This is a genomic window from Flavobacterium polysaccharolyticum, from assembly GCF_038739875.1.
Lineage (GTDB): Bacteria > Bacteroidota > Bacteroidia > Flavobacteriales > Flavobacteriaceae > Flavobacterium > Flavobacterium polysaccharolyticum.
In genome coordinates this window covers 217,353-236,149 of record NZ_JBCGDP010000004.1, presented here as the reverse complement: position 1 = coordinate 236,149, position 18,797 = coordinate 217,353, and the positions used below count along the sequence as shown (strand labels likewise).

Genomic DNA, 18,797 nt, shown 5'->3' with positions numbered 1-18,797 from the left:
CCCCGGAGCCACAGGATTCCGTTCCCATCTGGGCTATGGCAGTCGAGTGTAACCAAACGATTATTTTTCAAATCGTCTCCCTTTCCATTCGTAAGAACCAAAAACAGCATACAAAGCCACACTAGTGCTGAAAAAAGGATAAAGTAAGCTACTGGCTAATCCATAGCGTATTTTGGAAGGACTCAAAAAACGATGGGTGGTGTAGAGCAATATCGAGTCTACAATAAATTTAGCAAGCCAAAGTAATGCTACATAGAGAAAAGGAATCCAACCCAAAAATCCCAATACCAATACCAGAATCAAACTAAGATTACCTGCAAAAACGACTAATCCTAATCCTATTCCAAACCGACTCTGGTAGGAGCTGGTTTTAGAAGCCCATCGCACGCGCTGATGAAACAAGGCTTTCCAGCTATCCGTAGGTTGTGTTCGGACAATGGTGTCCTTCGATTTTAAATAATGTACTTTTTCTGGAAATTTAGTTATGGCTTTTTGTAATAAGAAAACATCATCGCCACTAGCTATTTTGTCATTACCGGCAAATCCATTCAATTTTTGAAAAAGTGATTGGGTATAAGCAAAATTGGCACCATTACACATAAAACCTTTGTTAATCCCAAAACTTCCAATGGTAGCCCCTTGTAAACTCGTCAAATCCAATTGCTGAAAATGATGCAAAAACGAAGGCTTGCAGTCATAAGTTACCGCCCCAGCAATCATTTCAACTTTATGATTTTGGATATAATCATCCAGTGTTTGTAACCAATTTTCGGGAACAATACAATCGGCATCGGTGGTCACTATCCACTCGTTGTTGGCCAAAGGAATGCCTGTGGTAATAGCGTCTTTTTTGGGTGAATTCGATTGTCGAATAGTGTTGATGATGCTCACTGAGAACTGAGAACTGAGAACTGAGAACTTTTCTTCTGATGCATCATCAATCAATAGCACTTCAAATAAATCCGTTGGATACTTTAGTTTGGAAATGCTTTCTAGTAAAATCGGCAAATTTTCGGTTTCATTGCGAAAAGGTACTAAAATAGAGAACGTGGTTTTTGGAGTCACCTCTTGTTTTTTATACAACGGGACTTGAGTAAAACCATAAATCAGCCAACTTATAGTCAGCACATAAACGATTACTATGCTTAGTAAAACAAAAATCATTGTTTTTCTTTGAGATTAATGTTTCCACCTTCCGGGGTTAGGGGGCTTTTAAATTTCAAAACAAAATAACTTCCAATGGCTACTGGTAATACTACATTCAAAAACCACATCAAAGTCGAAATGAAAACCACAATCCACTCGTTAACGCCCAAAATTCCAAAGAAAAAAACCGCCACACTTCCTTTTACCGCAAAATCCAAAAACTGAAAAGTAGGTAAAGACGAAGCCAGAAAATAGACCGAAGCAATCGCAGCCATCATTGTCAAATAGGGTAAATCCACATCAAAAGCCAAAAACAAAAAATAGTATTGATGCGAGAAAACCAAGTAGCGACACGTACCTAACAGTATGTTTTTTTGATGAATCGCTTTTGGGATTTCGTTGATTTTGTGAATTAGTTTTTCTATGGAGTAACCTTTAATGTTGATTTTCTTTGAAAAGAAAAAAATCAGTACGATTAGCAAAAGCCCTCCAAAGAGCAATAGCACGGTTTTGGGTTTGATAATGGCGAAAATAGCGTTGAAATACAACAAGCCGAAAATGCCAAAAACGATACTCAAAATCATTTGGATTCCGTTGCAAATCAGATTTAAAAATATGATTTTTTTGGTTGATTTTTTGTCGAAATACAAGGCTTTTCCAGCGTATTCGCCCACGCCGTTTGGGGTAAACAAACCCGCAGTTAAAGCGGCTAATACTTGTTTGGTAGATTCGCCTATCGAAATAGGATGCAGAAAACGGACTAAGTTTTGCCATTTCAAAATTTCGAAATAGCGATTCAAGACACTAAACGAGAGAATGAAAAGAATGCCTCCCACGGATTGATTTTTGCGAAACAGCACGATAAACTTCTCCCAATCGAGCTGGTCATTATTGGCGAGTTGGTTGTAGATAAAATAAAACGCTCCCCCAACTATCGAAAGTTTGACTAGAAGTACAAGGAATTGTTTAGTTTTGTGTGGAATTGAAATCATACCGTAGAAACTATTGCGCAAAGAAACGCAAAGAGACACAGAGTTTCACAAAGAATCTTGAATTTTATCCAATAAAGAAAGCTTTGTGAATCTTCGTGTTAGCTTGGAGCAACTTAGCGTAACAATTAAACAAAAAAATTGTCAAACGAACGCATCATATTAGGCATCGACCCAGGAACTACCATAATGGGGTTTGGATTGATTCGGGTTATCAACAAGAAAATGGAATTCATTCAGCTCAATGAGTTGATTTTGTCCAAATACGACAACCATTACCAAAAATTGAAAGTCATTTTTGAGCGCACTATTGAGTTGATTGAAACGCACCATCCCGACGAAATCGCGATTGAAGCGCCTTTCTTTGGCAAAAACGTACAATCGATGTTGAAATTAGGGCGCGCGCAAGGTGTGGCGATGGCTGCTGGACTTTCCAGAGATATTCCCATTACCGAATACGAACCCAAAAAGATAAAAATGGCCATCACAGGCAACGGAAACGCCAGCAAAGAACAAGTGGCCAAAATGCTACAACAACTTTTAGGACTAAAAGAATTGCCCAAAAACCTCGACTCAACCGATGGTTTGGCTGCGGCAGTTTGTCATTTTTTTAATTCTGGAAAAACAATCGGAGAAAAAAGTTACTCGGGTTGGGATGCTTTCGTGAAGAATAATGAAGATAGAATTAAGAAGTAGTGTTCAGTGTTCAGCTTTTAGTGTTCAGGTTGTGTAATGTAAAAAAATAGTGATTAGTTTTTAAGTGTTCATTTAAAGTAATTAGTTAGATAAAACAGATGAAATTTCAAGATTTATTAAGTTATAAAAAAGGGTTTGATGTTGCTATGGCCGTTTTTGAATTATCGAAAAGTTTTCCAAAAGAAGAAACCTATTCTTTAACAGATCAAATCAGAAGAAGTTCGAGAAGCGTAACAATTACAATTGCTGAAGCCTATCGAAAAAGAGAATATCCTAAATATTTTCATAGCAAATTGACCGATGCTGATGCCGAAAATTCTGAGACACAAGGTTGGCTTGAATATGCATTAGCTTGCAAGTATATAACAATAGAGTCGTTTAATAGTTTAACTGAAAGTTCCAAAGAAGTTGGAAGATTGATAAATTATATGATACTAAATCCTGAAAAGTTTGGAGTAAAAAAAGAGTAATCAGTATTCGGTAAATAATATTCAGTGAATAAACTGAATATTATTTACCGAATACTGACCACATTTTTCTGACTACTGATCACTAAATCCTGACCACTGAACACTTAATCTATGAGCGGCATCTACATCCACATTCCTTTTTGCAAACAGGCTTGTCACTATTGCGATTTTCATTTTTCGACGTCAATGAAGAAAAAAGAGGAGATGGTTTTGGCTTTGGTTAAAGAAATAGAACTGCGTAATAATGAGTTTCAAGACGAAGTAATTGAAACGATTTATTTTGGAGGAGGGACCCCAACCAGATTGCAAATAGCAGATTTGAGAATGCAGATGGATTCGATTTATGAAAACTATAAAGTTGCAGAGAATCCCGAAATCACCCTCGAAGCCAATCCAGATGATTTGTCGGAAGACTATTTGGTCGAACTTTCAAAAATTGGAATTAACCGATTAAGCATCGGAATTCAGTCTTTTTTTGAAGCCGATTTAGCGATGATGAATCGCGCGCACAATTCGGAAGAAGCCCAAAAATGTTTGGAGCTTGCCACCCAATATTTCGATAATATTTCGATCGATTTGATTTATGGTATTCCGGGGATGAGTAATGCGCAATGGCAACAAAATATCGAAACCGCTTTGCGTTTTGGTGTACCTCATATTTCGAGTTATGCCTTGACGGTAGAGCCCAAAACTGCTTTGAATACACTGATCCAAAAGGGTAAAATAGACGCTCCTAAAGACGAAGTAGCCGAAGCGCATTTCCAAATACTAATCGAAACCCTCGAGAAAAATGGTTTTATTCATTATGAGTTGTCCAATTTTGGAAAAGAAAATTATTTCTCGAAGAACAATTCGGCGTATTGGTTGGGCAAAAAATACATCGGAATTGGTCCTTCGGCGCACAGTTATGATGGGATTTCGAGAAGTTGGAATGTGGCGAATAATGCTTTGTATTTGAAAGCCATTCAACAAGATCAATTGCCCAATGAAGTTGAAATTTTATCGACGGCCGACCGTTATAACGAATACATTATGACAGGATTGCGAACGATTTGGGGCGTTGCATTAGATAAAATTGAAAGAGAATTTGGGCTTGATTATTTGGACTATCTAATTAAACAGTCAGAGAAATTCATAAAGGATGAGTTGCTTTCTATTGAAAACAACATTCTAAAACCTACCCCAAAAGGAAAATTCTTGACGGATGGAATCGCGAGTGATTTGTTTTATATAAATTCGGAGGTTTAACCGCAAAGAGCGCAAAGGGTTACGCAAGGTTCACAAGGATTTTTTTGGTAAAATAATATTATAGACGATGTTTTTAAATTTGAATAAGCTTAACCACAAGGGGCGCAAAGGGTTATTCAAGGTCAGCAAGGATTAAATTTTTTCTTATATTTATTTTAAAAACAACAAAGACAAAGCTTAGCGACCTTTGCGTAATCCTTTGCGTTCTTTGCGGTTAAAAAATCACAATAACTAAATTATGACTGAAAACGAATTATCAAGAGTTGTTTTTGATTGTGCATTAAAAGTCCATCAAACGTTAGGCCCAGGACTTTTGGAAAGTGCTTATGAAGAATGTTTGTTCTATGAATTAAAAAAATCAGGATTAGCCGTTCAAAAACAGAAACCATTGCCTTTGATTTATGAAGAAGTTAAATTAGATGTTGGGTATCGCATTGATATAGTAGTTGAAGATAAATTAATACTAGAAATAAAATCAGTGGACGCCTTAAATGAAGTTCATTTTGCTCAATTACTAACTTATTTGAAATTAACGAATTGCAAATTAGGTTTACTTATGAATTTTAATGTTGTATTAATCAAAAACGGAATTAAAAGAGTGGCAAATAATCTTTAGATAAATAATTACTTTGCGAACTTTGCGTAAAACTTTGCGAACCTTGCGGTTAAAAATATGAAAGCAACCATCAACAACGAATATACAATCGACCTATCAAAACCCATTGATATTTCGATTCCTTTGACCAATACAGACGAAAATCCTATTGCTTGGTATATCGAAAAACCCGTCATAGAACCCGTGGTTTTTGGGGATTGGGTAGGGAAAGTATCCGAAGGAAGCTCATCGACCAATTTTAATAACATCTTTTTCAATCCGCACGGGCACGGCACGCATACCGAATGTTTGGGACACATCACACGTGAATTTTACAGTGTGAATCAATGTTTGCAACAGTTTTTCTTTCGAGCCGAATTGATTTCTGTGGTTCCAGAAGTGCAGGGCGAAGATTTAGTCATTACTAGAAATCAGCTAAAAAAAGCACTTGGCGGTACAATGCCAGAAGCTATAATAATTAGGACTTTGCCCAATTTCAAACGAAAAAAACACCTAAACTATTCGAATACCAATCCACCGTATCTGACGGAAGAAGCGGCGCATTTTATACGTGAAAACGGCATTCAACATTTGCTAATCGATTTGCCTAGTGTAGATAAAGAGAAAGATGAGGGGAAATTATTGGCACACAAAGCGTTTTGGAATGTAAAAGATGTGAATAACCTTAATGCAGATGCAAGATTGAATTGCACCATCACCGAAATGATTTACGTGCCCGATGAAGTACTAGATGGTGCTTATGTGTTGAATTTGCAAATCGCTTCTTTTGAAAATGATGCCAGTCCAAGTAAACCAATTTTATACCAAATATGATTCACGTTTCTACCGATAAAGCAAAGTTGGATGTTCTTTTTATTCAAAATTTTTTGAAGGATATTTATTGGGCGGCAGGTCGAACAATTGCTGAGGTTCAAATATGTATTGATAGTTCGGTGTGTTTTGGTATTTATGAGAACGATACCCAAATTGGGTTTGCCAGAGTAATTACTGATTATGTGGTTTTTGCCTATGTTATGGATGTTTTTATCGCTGAGGAGTATCGAGGGAACGGATATGCTTCGATTTTGATACAAGCTATGATAGAAGATCCTCAATTGCAACAAGTGAAAATCTGGCGATTGGCCACGACAGATGCTCATTTTTTATATCAAAAATTTGGATTTACATCCTTAGCTCATCCTGAAAAAATGATGGAAAAAATGATGGAAAAAATATAGTAATGGAAAAGATTATAAAACTAGAAGAGTTGGGGTTATTGCTCCTTGGAATTTATTTATTCAATCAGTTGGAGTATGCGTGGTGGTGGTTTTTGGTGTTGATTTTAGCGCCTGATTTTTCGATGATTGGCTATTTGTTTGGAAATAGGATAGGGGCGATTTGTTACAACATTGCACATCACAGAGGTATTGCAATTGTATTGTATTTTGTAGGGATATATACTTCTACTACTATTTTGCAGCTTTTGGCAGTGATTCTATTTGCTCATTCTGCTATGGATAGGATGTTAGGATATGGGTTGAAGTATGAAAAGGGATTCAAGTATACGCACTTAGGAGAAATTGAAAAATAAATAGCGATGAATTTAGAAACATTTTATGAATACTGCTTGTCAAAAAAAGCAGTAACAGAGCATTTCCCTTTTGATGAGGAAACACTAGTATTCAAAGTAGGAGGCAAAATGTTTGCATTGTCCTCATTAAAACAATGGGAAAAGCAAGAGCCTTCGGTTAATCTTAAGTGTGATCCTGAGCGCGCTTTAGAATTGCGTGCCAATTATGATGCCATTAAAGAAGGGTATCATATGAGTAAAATACATTGGAACACCGTTGCGATTAATCAAGATGTACCAGATACTATGCTTAAATCATTAATAGATCACTCGTATGACTTGGTTTATAAAAGTCTTACAAGAAAAATTAAAGAAGGATTGGTTTAGATGAAATACATACATGAAAATTGAAATAAAAATGCCATAGCTTTACTACTATGGCATTTTTGGGTTTAAAACTAGTTGATAATTAGTTTTGTGCTTTTGACTTCATTACCTTCAACTTTTATTATGTAAGTTCCTGATTTCAAATTTTCTGTCGAAGCTATTGGAAGATTAAATGCTCCGGAATCATCTATTAAGATTTGATTGGAGTAAACTACTAACCCTGTTAGGTTATATATCTGTATACTGATGGTTTCATGGATTTGAAAATCTGAACCTGAGAGCGTAACAATATTGTTTTTTGCTGGGTTTGGATATGCAAATATCCTGGATATTTTTGAGTTTGTAGTAGCAGACGGACTATAAGTTTTTGTAGTACTACTACTGATAGGACTCGCAGTACATTTACCACCTATAACCCATCCCCATCCACTTTGTGAGTGTGTAGCAGTAAATGGATCGCCCGCAGAACTATTCCATGAGTTGTTCGAAGTATAATTTTGGTTATTAAATACTACAACCGTGCCAATAGTATAGTTTGTATTTGCCTGCCAGGTTGGACAATCAGAAGGTGTAACAGTAATAGTACAAGTTGCTTTGAAACTACCGTCTTGAGTTGTAGCAGTAATATTTGCAGATCCAACAGCAATACCAGTTACAACCCCATTGTTGCTTACTGTGGCGACAGCAGTATTATTTGATATCCAATTTATATTTTTATTAGAGGCGTTATTAGGGGTAATAGTTGGAATTAATGCACTTGATGCACCAACACCTAATGAGGTTGTTGGAGCCATGCTAATTCCCGTTGTGTTAACGGGAGTTGTACTTCCTCCTATGATTTCAATCCAGTTGATATTAAAACCTCCAGTTAAAGCGTTAATACCTAAATCATAAGATCCTCCATTTAAAGACATTTGAACGCTAACTGTTTGCCAATTTTGCCATCCAGAAGTATTCGGGATTATGGTAGAACCAAATACTATTGCGCCTGCATTTGCATCCAAACGGACTTGGGTATTGTTATTTGGAGAAGACACTCTGAAATTTACAGTGTAAACACCTGTTGAAGGTATGTTTACTGCATATTTCATCCAATCACCAGTGCCAATCCATCCCATATTTAATCCTCCTTCGGAACAAGCTTCTGATTTTGGGGCTGTTGATTTTAAATTATAAGATTCTGCTTCAATTTTCAAAGAGAAAGAGGGAGCATTTGATACATCTACGGTACATGTTGCATAGCATTTACCATCTGCACTAGTTGCTGTTATGTAAGCTGATCCTGTATTTATAGCATTTATAAGTCCAGTTCCACTTACAGTAACAATTGCTGTATTACTTGATGTATAAGTTACACTTTTGTTAGTGGCATTTGTAGGGAGTATTGTTGCTAATAATTGACTTGTTGTTCCCTTTATCATACTTAAAGTTCCTGGATTGATGTTTACTCCAGTACAAGGAATATTTAAAACTGTTATAGTGCTAGTTGCTTTTAATGAACCATCTGTAGTTGTAGCAGTTATTATAGCTGTTCCAGGTGTAATACCAGTTACAATACCACTAGTGTTTACTGTAGCCACAGCTGTGTTGCTTGAGGACCAACTTACAGTTAAATCTGTTGAGTTTGTTGGTAAAACATTAGCAATTAATGTGGTAGTCGAGCCTGTAAATATAGAGGTAGTTGTTGGAGTAATACTTACACTTGTTGGAGGTATGGCGGTACCAAGAGTTCCATAAACTTCAAATTCATAAATAGAAAATCCATAAACAGATGTTCTTGCAGTACCATTGATTTTAATATAGCGGCAAGTTCCATTTATTGCAAGATTATCTATTCTTGCTCCTGTTGCCATGTTTGTTTGAGTAGCAATAGTAGTCCAGTTAGTTCCATTTGATGAAATTTGTATGGTATACTCTTTTGCGGATGCAACCTCCCAGTTGATAGAAATACTTGAAATTGTATAAGAGGCTCCCAGATCTACTTGTAAAGATTGAGGGTCATTTGCAACACTTGACCAACGAGTTGAAGTATTTCCATCGACAGCATTTGAACCAATCACACTAACAGTTGCGCCAGTTTCAACGGATGAAACTGTAACGGGTTTGTTTAAAGCTATATTTACTAGGTTTTTAACTGTTATGTTTGATGTGCCTGTAATGTTTTTTCCGTCTTTGTCTTTAGAAGTTACAGTTATTGTGGCTGATCCGACACCGATGGCTGTTACAACACCTGCCGCATTTACGGTTGCAATTGCTGTATTACTTGAAGACCAAGTTGCATTTGTTTCAGTAGTATTTGCAGGTACAAAAGATTTTGATAATTGTGTTGTTCCTCCTAAAGTTAAAATGGTTGCATTTGCCGGACTAATAGAAACAGAAGTTGGATATATTTTTGTAACAACAGGAGTTGGCCAACTTAATAATTTGCTTTTGTAATAATTACCGACACAAGTTAAACCGTCCAAATTGTTGGTAAATATGGACCAAGCTTCCACTTTGTCATTAGCAGACCAAGCACACATGCTAATACCATTATCTTGGCACCATTTGATAGCAGTAGAAGTATTCGTATTTTCGCAAAATTTGGCACCGTACTCAGTAACAAACACTGCATTACCCATATCCATTGCTGCTTTTACATTGTTTTGTAATTGAGTTAGATGAGATGGTTCGTTGTCAAAATAACCATGAAAAGTAAAAGCAACATTTTTGCCAGGGTCATTAATAGTGTATGAGTTAGGATATTGTGACCATGTTTGAGAGCCACATATTATTAATTTACTTGTGTGACCGTATTTTGCTTCTTCACTACGAATATGATTGGTTAATTCTTGGCAATATGCTTGAATGGTTGATGTAGGTGAATTTGTAGGCTCATTCCATACTTCGTACATTACGTTGTTGTACCGACCATAATCTCGAATCATATCCGAAAAGAATGATTTTGCCTGTTGTTTGTAAGGAGTTAAGTCACCTTCACTATGCCAATCAATGATTACATATATACCTCTAGCAATGGCAGCCTCAATAATGTTTCGAACATCTTGAACATTACCTTGTGGACCAGGTAATCCTGGTGGATCTACATGGGTAGGAACACCATAAGCAGCACGTACGATGGAAGATTTCATATTATCAACCAAATAATTTACAGTATTGGCGTTATAGTATTTTGTAGACCAACCACTCCAGAACATACTAACGCCTCCTAGACTGATTTGAGTTCCGTTTTCAGCACAAACATGTGCGTTTTTAACTTGTAGACGACCGAAGCTATTTACAATGTTGGCACCGCCTTGAGCAGATGCTTTTCCAAAGAGCCCTCCTATCAAAAGGGAAAAGATAAACGATAGATAAAAATTTTTCATAAATTAGTTAGTTTTAGATTTGGGAAAATAATACTAAGTGTTGCAACTGAATATAATTCAGTGTTTTAGGTTAATAAATATATTTTATTGTAAATATACACCGAATGAAGTGTTTTTAAATGATTTAGTACTATTACAAAAACACATCAAAAATGTGTTTTTGACTATTAAACCACTAATTAAATACGCTTTTTGTCAAATAAATATGAAAAACGTTTTTTAAAATTTATCTAAAAGCGTCAATACGAATTAATTTTTTTCATGGTGTATTGTTATGCCAAATTGCTTTTGAAATTACAAAAAGGAAAAAAGTAATATTGTAAGAAGTAAGATTTACTAATTCAAGCAAAAGCTGCTTTCGAGGAAGTAATGAAATAAAATATCGATGAATCTAAAGTGTGATTCAAAGTTATCTTTGAAATAGTTTTCTTGTTTATTAAAATTATAAATGGGCATAGTATCATAACATCTTGATTAATCAAGACGCTATGATACTATGCCCAAAGTATTAAAGACCAACTAATCGTTTGATTGGTCTTTAAAAGCTTATGAGAAATGCAGCTTGAAATTACTGCTTTATCAAATGATTAGACGACGATATGTCCCCAGTTTTCCCCAGATTTAATGCGGAAAATTTGCATTTCACTGACACCAAATTGCTTGGCAATCATTTTAATCCTAGTTTTTCTGTTAGGATTTTGCAACATTTTTTTGATACGCATCACTTTGGTCACCGTCAATTTTCTACCATCAGACTTGATGTTGTGTTCAAGCAAATTTTTTCTTGCTTGAATCACGTGTGGACTTTTTCGGTTGTGTTCCAAAAATTCTTCGCGTGTAGCCCATTTCAAGTTTCGAAGAGAATCGTTATCACGCACATAATCTAAATGTAACACGTGAACCTGATCTTCGGAATGTTTAGGGATAAAATGCTCCGCAATGAGTTTGTAAAAAAAGAGATGTCGGTTGACTGGTTTCTCACCAGAATTGATTTTGTAGCGAAAGATACGGTAGCCGTCTATCATGCTTCCTTTTAATTCGCGACCTTCTTCAATTCGGTCTTTAAAACTAATCAGCCTTCCTCGGCTGGTAATTGCATAGCGCAATTGCAAGGATTCGTGTACGTCGAATTCTTTAATTTGTTCGTTTGGATATAATCGAATCATATGTGGCTTAGATTGATTTAAAACAAATATAGCTAAATATTTATTTGGTTAATAAAAAATAAAAAGAGAAGAGGTTTTTTTTTTAAAGAAAAAAATGCTATTAATTTCTAGTTTTTTTTAGAATTGATTTCCATTCTAGTAATGTATTGGTCAAAAGTTAAAATGGAATAATGAACTATAAAGACTCCAAGCTTAGTAAAGAAAATGATTGAAGTTTAAAAATGGTTAACCAAACCGAAACAGAAACCCAAAATCCAAATAGAAAAGCACAATGATAGTTTTGTTTTTGTGGGTTAATCCTCTTCGTAGTAAGAAATGATGCTAATGCGATTTCTCAGCTTTGAAAGAAGGATTTACCTGATTGTAGATGGGGGGCAAAAAGGGTGATGCTTGAGTATTGAGAATAGGTTTCTTTTTGGTTTTTTAATTAAGAAGAATTCTAGTAGACTCGTTTTCGAAATAATCTTCGCAAAAAAATCGACTGTATTCTATGGCTGTTGCACTCATTTTTTGGTAAACCGCATTGTTTTGAAGTACTTCATTCAATCTTTTAGACAGCAATGGAATATTTTTGCTATCAATTAAATAGCCATTTTCGCCTTCTTTTACTAATTCGACTACTCCGCCTACAGGAGGTACAATTGTAGGTAATCCATAAGCCATAGCTTCTAGAACTGTTAAGCCAAAGGTTTCTATCGATAATCTAGTATCGGACAAATTTAGTACAATACTGGCTTCTTTATAAAAGCAATGTGTGTCTTTTTGAGTAGGATAAATGAATAAATTTTCGGGGAGTACTTCTTTTTTAAAATAATTGTCAATTTCTTTTTGCGAAGCATTCACTACCAACTTGAAAGTGTATTTTCGATTCAAATGTGCTAGATGTAAAAATTCATTCACGCCTTTGTAAGCTTTCAGTGAGCAAATCATCAATACAATTTTATCGATTTTTTGGCTAGGTTTAATACCTTTACATTGTTTCAAAAAGTCTTTTTCGAGTACGTTGTAAATGACGTTGGATTTTATCTTCAATGGTTCTTGATTGGCTAAGAAATTTGAAACATACACAACTTCGTTGGCTGTCCATTTTACAACTTCAAAAAGAAAAAATTTAAAAATTTTTGGAGTCATACTAGTATCATGTATGTGGAACATGATTTTGCATCCTCTTATTTTTCCTGCGATTGCAGCTCCAAAAGGCAACACAGTGTTGATATAAAGAATATCGGTTTTTTTTAAATTAAAAAGAAGTTTAAAAAACAGTATAAATTGACTAATAATAATAGAGATCAATCTAAAAATTGGATTTTTAAAGGATGAATACCAGTAATGATGTGTAGTAGATTGAGGTGTATTTGACAATAAACCTTTTCTGCCTCTTCCCATGTAAAGTTCGGTATTGATATTGTTTTTGGTCCAACCTTTTACTAATTGTTTCAAAACTTTTGAACTTTCACTAAAATCGTTTAATAAATGTATGGCTATAATTTTCATAATGTAGTTTTGATATTAATGTTATGTAAATAGTTTTTTCTCTTAGTTACTTGTAATGGTTTTATGCCATTGTTCTTTTTAGCTATGCCAAGAATTATGCTAGAGTTATAAAAACCAGTAAACACTGGGGGTTCCTTTTTTTTGGCACTAAAAAAATTCCAAATTTTGGATTATAGAATGGTAATTGGAAAAAATTAAATTAGTTTTACTTTTAGAATGAATTTGATAAATAAGTGGGAATAATCTATTCGAAGAGAGGGAGTTTTCTTTCTAACATTATAGTTAAAAACAGCTTAAATTATTGAACGCAGCTTTTTATAATGCTTCGCTTACTGGTGCAGATAGACAAGTCTCTTCATATTAGAAGTGTTTACAGCAACTCATGCTTCGTTTACTATTCTTCAATTTGATTGTAGATGTTGTGTAAATAAGATTCTCTACTTTCCCAACTGAATTTGTTTTCATAGTGTTTTCGTGCTCGATCGCTCATTATATTTGTAAGATGTGGAATTTTGTAAAGTTTGAGCAGTGCTTGTTTTAAAGCGATTATTGTATCAGCGTAGTTTTGTTCTGGGACACTAATGCCTAATGATTCGTCAATGTAATGTCCAAGTCCCTCATTCTCTAAGCAGATAATTGGTAACCCAAACGAAAGCGCTTCTGCGACAACCATTCCAGAAGCTTCATGGGATGGGAACAGGAATACTGTTGCTTCTTGGTATTGTTTCATCAACGATTGATGATCCATCCATTCGGTCATTTCAACGAAATCATCGGCTTGATTTTCTTGAATGATTCTTTGGTATAATTTTCTTTCTGGACCCGTTCCTACAAGAGTGAGTTTACATAGTTTTTGTTCTGTAATAGGTAAAGATTTTACAAATCCAATAAAAGAATGTAACGCTAAGTCAAAACCATTTGTCGCTACAAAGCGCCCCACACTTAAAACACGAAAGTAATTATTCGTATCTTTTTTCTCAGTGTAAAAATCTTTTGATGCTACTGAGGGATAGATGGAGTAATTATTTCCTTTTAGTCCTAATGTTGCTGGGACACTATGATTCAAGCACCAAATATGTGCGCTATTATCAATTGTTTTATGCAAATCCCAAGAGTATTTCCAGTATGTTTTTTTTATTAACCAACTCAATTCATTGGTCAAATGTTGCTTTTTGGAATAAAGTTTTAGATATTGCTTTGGAATACGTTGGGGGTGTCCAACGGGCCCCCAAACCATAGGTTTTTTCAATTTCCATAGAAAAACAGGCATCCAGTCATTATGAAAGTTGAGGTTGTGTACAATATCATAACAAAGCGTTTGCCTTTTTATGAAAGATACAATGCCACGCTGCCACATATAATAATGTAACAAGCCTCCTTTTTCTCCTTTTTTACAAAAACGCATCCAATAGGGTAAGTCAAAATATAAGAAAGTGATATTGCTGAATATTGGATTTATATTCTCGCTAAGGTACTTTTCTATGGCGGCTTGATTGTTTTTCCTAGTTATGGCAATGACTTTTTGATAGCGTGCAATTTGAAGGATAAAGTTCCATTCCATTCCGTCTTCTAATCTTTTATAAGGGTTTACGGCATAACAAGTGACTAAAATTGTTTTGATTGACATAGTTTCGGGTTGTTAGTATTTTGGTGATTACTTCACTAAGTTGTAGTGCTCCCTTGAAAGGATTTCGATAGTATTCTGTAAACCAATTTAATCAACGGTTGTCATTATGCTGATTATAAAGAAATTCGAGTTTGCATGTCATTTTACCAAACAACATCCCCTTTGGATTTATAAATAGAAACTGGATTTTTCTGTAACAAATAAATTAACCCAATTTATTCCAAAGGGACTGATGTAAGGCAGCGGTATTTATCAGGATTAAATTAAAATGCGTATTTATTAAATCGAATAATTTTATCTTGTTACGATGTCATTAGTTCATTATGGTTAGCGTTTTTAATACTTGATTCATAGTGATATCAGAGTCTACGATATTGATAGATTGATATATACTTAAACTCCTTCTTTTTTGTTGTCTTTCGAACAACTGTTTGTAATCTGAAGTAAGTTCCTCAATAGCATTTTTAATAGGTTCTTGTTTTTTTTTCATAATGGTAGAAGCATCTGAAAAAAGAAAGAAATTAAAATCAGGTAGCATTAAAAAATCATAACCAAAGACGGTCAGTTTTTTTGGCAAAAGGATATCACTTTGTTTGTGGTCATTGATAAAATCAAAATAGTATCGATCATACACCACGACATATCCACGAATAATGTATTTGAAATAAATCACAAATTGGCCAATGATGTAATTCAAATAGTAATAAGAAAATGGAAGCAACGAATCAATAGTAGTTTTGTTTTTTTCTTGACTAGAAGGAATATTTATAGTTGCTAATTGTGTTACTTCTTTTGATAGGTTCCATTTACTTAACAATGGTAGTATTGAGGGGCGTTGACGTAAGACTACTACTGGTTTACGAAGCTGTTTTTGTATACGTTGGGCTATTTGTTCAATAGCTGTTGATTGTTCAGTATCATCTATACCGTTAAAAGTAATGACATATCCGCTGTTGTTGGCATAATTTTTCAACGTATCAAGAACATACATAAGCATATTATTGAAATATAAAAAGGATTGGTTTTTAGGATTTTTCTTGATGAATTGTAATAATCTTGATGTGTCACTATTGTTGTTTTGAATGCAATAGCTAATCTGCAAGTCTAATACGTTTTGAGATTTTTCTAGTAATGGTATATAATGGCTATATCGGCTAGGCACGTTGGTGTTGTTTAACAAACACGATAAAGCTGTAAATCTAGCAGAATCTATAGTGCGCGCTTGCTTAATTCCAAAAGGGGACAATGGATTGTTTTTATAAACCTCATGCGCATTCATAACCTCTAATCCTCGAACTTTTATTTGCCAAATTAAATCCAAAGCCAAAATACTTCCATCTATAAGAATAGCTTGAATTGCATACATGAACGATTTTTTTTGAACCGAAACATGACTCACCAAATGATGATTCATCAGGAGGTGAAGTAATTTTTTAGCTCCTTTTTTTTCAATAACAAGATCAATTTGTGATGTTTCACTAAGTTTTTCGGGAACATAATTTGGGAACTTTAAGGCACCATATTCAGTGTTTTGAATACTGTCAAAGATTTCCATAATTACTAATTCTCTGGGTACTTTTTCTTCTTCAAAGAATAAATCTAATCCTTCATTCCATAGATTCAATAACCTTTCGATTTTATTTTGCCATTTTTCTTGTGCTGCATATTCTTTTAGGTAATGCATACAGTTGGTTAAGAAATACCATTTTAGTTGTGTCTTGAACGTATCTAAATCATTATGGAAAAGACAGTTTCCTTGGCTATCTACGCATTGTTCTTTTAAGTCTTTGTATATGCTAGACCAATTTTTGCTATCAACTAGTACTCCTTGTTGAATAACAAAATGAAAATAATCAAATGCAAATGGACGATCTAATCGCGCTAATTCCCAATCATACAAAGCGATAGTGTCGCCTTGTTGAAATTGATTCCAAGGGGTGAAATCTCCTTGTGAGAACCCAATTGTGACTCTTTGTTTATTGGTTACTGTATTTAATAAAAATTCTATTTTGCGTACCAAGTTTTGAGGGATTCTTGAGTCTTGAATCTCTAAAAAGTTAGATTTTAATTGATGGAACCAATTCCAGTTTTCTACAATAATGGTTTGTTTTTTTATCAAGGCCATTTCATTCAATACTTTCAAATGGCTATCTGAAATTTTGGTCTTTCTTTTGCCGTTTATTGAGACATCAGAAAGTTGTATAATTTGTTTGTTAATTTTACGTACCAATGGGGTTGTAAAACCTTTTGGGGTTAGTTGCAATTCTTTCATTACTTTGTATTCGTTTTCTATTAATTGAGCTGCATTTTCAGTAGAAGCAATTTTATAGAAAGTCTTATTAGCATATAAAATAGCTTTATTGTTTGAGCCTACTGTGCCTGTAAATAACGCCCAACTGCTTTTGCAATCAAATAGAGGATTTTTGTCAACAGAATAGAACCATTTTTTTTGCTTGAAAAAAAGACGTTGTAATTGTAATGCAAAAACGATTTGAATTAATTTTGCATAAAGCCAAGAACTTTTGCTACCTACATTGTAGAATTTTAAGAAAAGAGGTTCATTATTCTCGGAGTTCCAAATCCATCTTGGCGAACCATCTCGGTTAGCGATATAGGATAGTAATATACTTTCTTCGTTTCCAGTTATTTTTTTTGGAGAGAAATCGTAGCCAGTTAATTTTAAAATAGTTTTCATCTTCATAGTGTTTTGTTCTATACCTATTTGAAAAACTATGCCAAAACAAAAAACCCTTGATTTCACAAGGGTTTTAGCGTTCTCAGGGCTGATTGTTTTTCCATATTTTGGAAAAAAGTTATTTTTTGGAAATTTTTAAAGACCAATCTGATCTTCTTTTTTGGTGAAATAGTATTTAAAACGAGGTAAGGTGGTATTGCTTTTTATATAGTGTATAGACAAGCTGTCTGTTTGATAAATTTAGTCTGTTATAATTGCTTTCACTAAAAAACATCTAATTCAGTAAGCTAATAAATGTTAATTAGAATCATAATTTCGATAAGCATAAGTCGAGTTTGTTTGTTCTTTGAGTTAAAACGAGTAAAGTTGTGAGGGTTAATCTTTGTATAATCAAAGTTTTCAAAAAGATAATCTAAGATTTCTTATGAGGATTTTTTGTCACAGTTTTGAGGATTATTTGCTGTGGCGTAAATGCACTATACATAATATTTTTGGGAGTCAATAATGGACTAGTATAACTGCGCTAAAAATTTTCCTTCATTTTTAGGAAAAGGGGTTACAATACTTTCTTTATAAATAAGCAAACACTCTTTTTTAGAAAGTAATTGAAAACCTTGGCGCTTATAAAGACCTTTTATACTTACAAATGTTCCATCTATTTCTATTGAGAAATTTTCGGAAAATTTAGTAGAAAGCACTTCAGCTTTGTGACACATGTCCTTATCTAGAGGAAGTCCTTTGGTGGTTTTTGTTGTCCAAGCAAATGATTCGAGTGCTTTAATTTCGGGAGCAATTAGTTTTTTTTGGTCTTTATATTCAAAAATGTTATAGGTTTTATAACTGCTTAAGAGTATAAGTAGTAGAGTTAATGGTATCAATGTTTTCATAATTGTATTGCAAGGTTATCATTTATAAAAAGCCCATGAGTTTCTTGAATATTGTTGGATTTGAATAGTTTAATTCTGTTTTTACTTGACTAATTTTGTTGATTATTTGTGTGATTTTTTCACACACAAAAGCGTTTTTGGTTACATAATCAAAAGCACCATGTTTTAAAGCATCAACAGCAGTTTTGATATTTTCTTGACCCGAAACCATCACGACATAAACATTAGGATTGTATCGTTTGATTTTTTTTAATACTTCAAATCCTGTCAAATCATCCATATTATAGTCTAAAAAAATGATGTCGGGATTTTGATCAAGATTGCTCAGGCAGTCTTTACCATTGCTGAAATAAGTAATATCAGTATAGTTCAGGTTCGACAAATATTGTTCATATACATTGGCACAAAAAATATCATCGTCTACAATAAAGAATTTGAATTGAGTTGAATTTTCCATAG

Annotated in this window: 17 protein-coding genes; 8 read left to right on the top strand and 9 right to left on the bottom strand. The window is 34.2% G+C overall.

Features of this window, described 5'->3' with window-relative positions:
* Positions 1-60: 60 nt before the first annotated feature.
* Both WFZ86_RS06055 and WFZ86_RS06050 read right to left on the bottom strand, forming a co-directional pair.
* The gene (locus WFZ86_RS06055; protein ID WP_342691107.1) at positions 61-1,164 is read right to left on the bottom strand and encodes a glycosyltransferase family 2 protein; all 1,104 of its coding nucleotides are present in this window, start codon (positions 1,162-1,164) and stop codon (positions 61-63) included.
* On the bottom strand, positions 1,161-2,138 hold the full coding sequence (locus WFZ86_RS06050; RefSeq protein WP_342691106.1) for a hypothetical protein: 978 nt from the start codon (positions 2,136-2,138) through the stop codon (positions 1,161-1,163). The genes WFZ86_RS06055 and WFZ86_RS06050 overlap by 4 nt, the downstream gene beginning before the upstream one ends.
* A gap of 138 nt (positions 2,139-2,276) precedes the next feature.
* On the opposite strand from WFZ86_RS06050, the gene ruvC reads away from it, so the two are divergent.
* The 8 genes from ruvC (at position 2,277) to WFZ86_RS06010 (ending at position 7,101) form a co-directional block, all read left to right on the top strand.
* Positions 2,277-2,831 carry a crossover junction endodeoxyribonuclease RuvC gene (ruvC, locus tag WFZ86_RS06045; RefSeq protein ID WP_159691043.1) on the top strand — a complete coding sequence of 185 codons (555 nt, stop codon included), beginning with the start codon at positions 2,277-2,279 and terminating at the stop codon, positions 2,829-2,831.
* A gap of 98 nt (positions 2,832-2,929) precedes the next feature.
* The gene (locus tag WFZ86_RS06040) at positions 2,930-3,301 is read left to right on the top strand and encodes a four helix bundle protein (RefSeq protein WP_342691105.1); all 372 of its coding nucleotides are present in this window, start codon (positions 2,930-2,932) and stop codon (positions 3,299-3,301) included.
* A 111-nt stretch (positions 3,302-3,412) separates the two neighbouring features.
* On the top strand, positions 3,413-4,549 hold the full coding sequence (hemW, locus tag WFZ86_RS06035; RefSeq protein ID WP_342691104.1) for a radical SAM family heme chaperone HemW: 1,137 nt from the start codon (positions 3,413-3,415) through the stop codon (positions 4,547-4,549).
* A 238-nt stretch (positions 4,550-4,787) separates the two neighbouring features.
* Entirely contained in the window at positions 4,788-5,165 is a 378-nt protein-coding gene (locus WFZ86_RS06030) for a GxxExxY protein (RefSeq protein ID WP_342691103.1), read from the top strand.
* A 57-nt stretch (positions 5,166-5,222) separates the two neighbouring features.
* A complete protein-coding gene (locus WFZ86_RS06025; RefSeq protein WP_342691102.1) occupies positions 5,223-5,978 on the top strand; it encodes a cyclase family protein in 756 nt (251 codons plus the stop codon).
* Positions 5,975-6,382, top strand: coding sequence for a GNAT family N-acetyltransferase (locus WFZ86_RS06020; protein ID WP_342691101.1), 408 nt, complete (start codon positions 5,975-5,977; stop codon positions 6,380-6,382). Before WFZ86_RS06025 ends, WFZ86_RS06020 begins: the two co-directional genes overlap by 4 nt.
* Before the next feature lie 2 nt (positions 6,383-6,384).
* Positions 6,385-6,735, top strand: coding sequence for a DUF4260 domain-containing protein (locus WFZ86_RS06015; protein ID WP_342691100.1), 351 nt, complete (start codon positions 6,385-6,387; stop codon positions 6,733-6,735).
* Between the two features lie 6 nt (positions 6,736-6,741).
* Positions 6,742-7,101 carry an MmcQ/YjbR family DNA-binding protein gene (locus WFZ86_RS06010; RefSeq protein WP_342691099.1) on the top strand — a complete coding sequence of 120 codons (360 nt, stop codon included), beginning with the start codon at positions 6,742-6,744 and terminating at the stop codon, positions 7,099-7,101.
* A gap of 71 nt (positions 7,102-7,172) precedes the next feature.
* On the opposite strand, the gene WFZ86_RS06005 is transcribed toward WFZ86_RS06010, so the two are convergent.
* From WFZ86_RS06005 to WFZ86_RS05975, 7 genes are all read right to left on the bottom strand, one after another.
* Positions 7,173-10,469 (bottom strand): Ig-like domain-containing protein, encoded by a 3,297-nt coding sequence (locus tag WFZ86_RS06005; RefSeq protein ID WP_342691098.1) that lies wholly within the window; start codon positions 10,467-10,469, stop codon positions 7,173-7,175.
* A 587-nt stretch (positions 10,470-11,056) separates the two neighbouring features.
* Positions 11,057-11,635 (bottom strand): hypothetical protein, encoded by a 579-nt coding sequence (locus WFZ86_RS06000; protein WP_342691097.1) that lies wholly within the window; start codon positions 11,633-11,635, stop codon positions 11,057-11,059.
* Between the two features lie 423 nt (positions 11,636-12,058).
* Positions 12,059-13,129: a glycosyltransferase family 4 protein gene (locus tag WFZ86_RS05995; RefSeq protein ID WP_342691096.1), complete on the bottom strand. Its 1,071-nt coding sequence runs from the start codon at positions 13,127-13,129 to the stop codon at positions 12,059-12,061.
* A gap of 394 nt (positions 13,130-13,523) precedes the next feature.
* Complete coding sequence (locus WFZ86_RS05990) at positions 13,524-14,756, bottom strand: glycosyltransferase family 4 protein (protein WP_342691095.1); 1,233 nt, start codon at positions 14,754-14,756, stop codon at positions 13,524-13,526.
* A gap of 313 nt (positions 14,757-15,069) precedes the next feature.
* Positions 15,070-17,451: a hypothetical protein gene (locus WFZ86_RS05985; RefSeq protein WP_342691094.1), complete on the bottom strand. Its 2,382-nt coding sequence runs from the start codon at positions 17,449-17,451 to the stop codon at positions 15,070-15,072.
* Positions 17,452-17,960: 509 nt separating this feature from the next.
* Positions 17,961-18,338, bottom strand: a complete 378-nt coding sequence (locus WFZ86_RS05980; protein WP_342691093.1) for a hypothetical protein — start codon at positions 18,336-18,338, stop codon at positions 17,961-17,963.
* Positions 18,339-18,360: 22 nt separating this feature from the next.
* Complete coding sequence (locus WFZ86_RS05975) at positions 18,361-18,795, bottom strand: response regulator (RefSeq protein WP_342691092.1); 435 nt, start codon at positions 18,793-18,795, stop codon at positions 18,361-18,363.
* Positions 18,796-18,797: the final 2 nt, after the last annotated feature.

Bases quoted from the DNA above. Each gene is read 5' to 3' on its own strand.
- WFZ86_RS06055 (WP_342691107.1), bottom strand. From the start codon at position 1,164: ATGATTTTTGTTTTACTAAGCATAGTAATCGTTTATGTGCTGACTATA.
- WFZ86_RS05990 (WP_342691095.1), bottom strand. From the start codon at position 14,756: ATGTCAATCAAAACAATTTTAGTCACTTGTTATGCCGTAAACCCTTAT.
- WFZ86_RS06010 (WP_342691099.1), top strand. From the start codon at position 6,742: ATGAATTTAGAAACATTTTATGAATACTGCTTGTCAAAAAAAGCAGTA.
- WFZ86_RS05980 (WP_342691093.1), bottom strand. From the start codon at position 18,338: ATGAAAACATTGATACCATTAACTCTACTACTTATACTCTTAAGCAGT.
- WFZ86_RS05975 (WP_342691092.1), bottom strand. From the start codon at position 18,795: ATGGAAAATTCAACTCAATTCAAATTCTTTATTGTAGACGATGATATT.
- WFZ86_RS06005 (WP_342691098.1), bottom strand. From the start codon at position 10,469: ATGAAAAATTTTTATCTATCGTTTATCTTTTCCCTTTTGATAGGAGGG.
- WFZ86_RS05985 (WP_342691094.1), bottom strand. From the start codon at position 17,451: ATGAAAACTATTTTAAAATTAACTGGCTACGATTTCTCTCCAAAAAAA.
- WFZ86_RS06040 (WP_342691105.1), top strand. From the start codon at position 2,930: ATGAAATTTCAAGATTTATTAAGTTATAAAAAAGGGTTTGATGTTGCT.
- WFZ86_RS06000 (WP_342691097.1), bottom strand. From the start codon at position 11,635: ATGATTCGATTATATCCAAACGAACAAATTAAAGAATTCGACGTACAC.
- WFZ86_RS06025 (WP_342691102.1), top strand. From the start codon at position 5,223: ATGAAAGCAACCATCAACAACGAATATACAATCGACCTATCAAAACCC.
- WFZ86_RS06050 (WP_342691106.1), bottom strand. From the start codon at position 2,138: ATGATTTCAATTCCACACAAAACTAAACAATTCCTTGTACTTCTAGTC.
- WFZ86_RS06015 (WP_342691100.1), top strand. From the start codon at position 6,385: ATGGAAAAGATTATAAAACTAGAAGAGTTGGGGTTATTGCTCCTTGGA.
- WFZ86_RS06020 (WP_342691101.1), top strand. From the start codon at position 5,975: ATGATTCACGTTTCTACCGATAAAGCAAAGTTGGATGTTCTTTTTATT.
- WFZ86_RS06030 (WP_342691103.1), top strand. From the start codon at position 4,788: ATGACTGAAAACGAATTATCAAGAGTTGTTTTTGATTGTGCATTAAAA.
- WFZ86_RS05995 (WP_342691096.1), bottom strand. From the start codon at position 13,129: ATGAAAATTATAGCCATACATTTATTAAACGATTTTAGTGAAAGTTCA.
- hemW (WP_342691104.1), top strand. From the start codon at position 3,413: ATGAGCGGCATCTACATCCACATTCCTTTTTGCAAACAGGCTTGTCAC.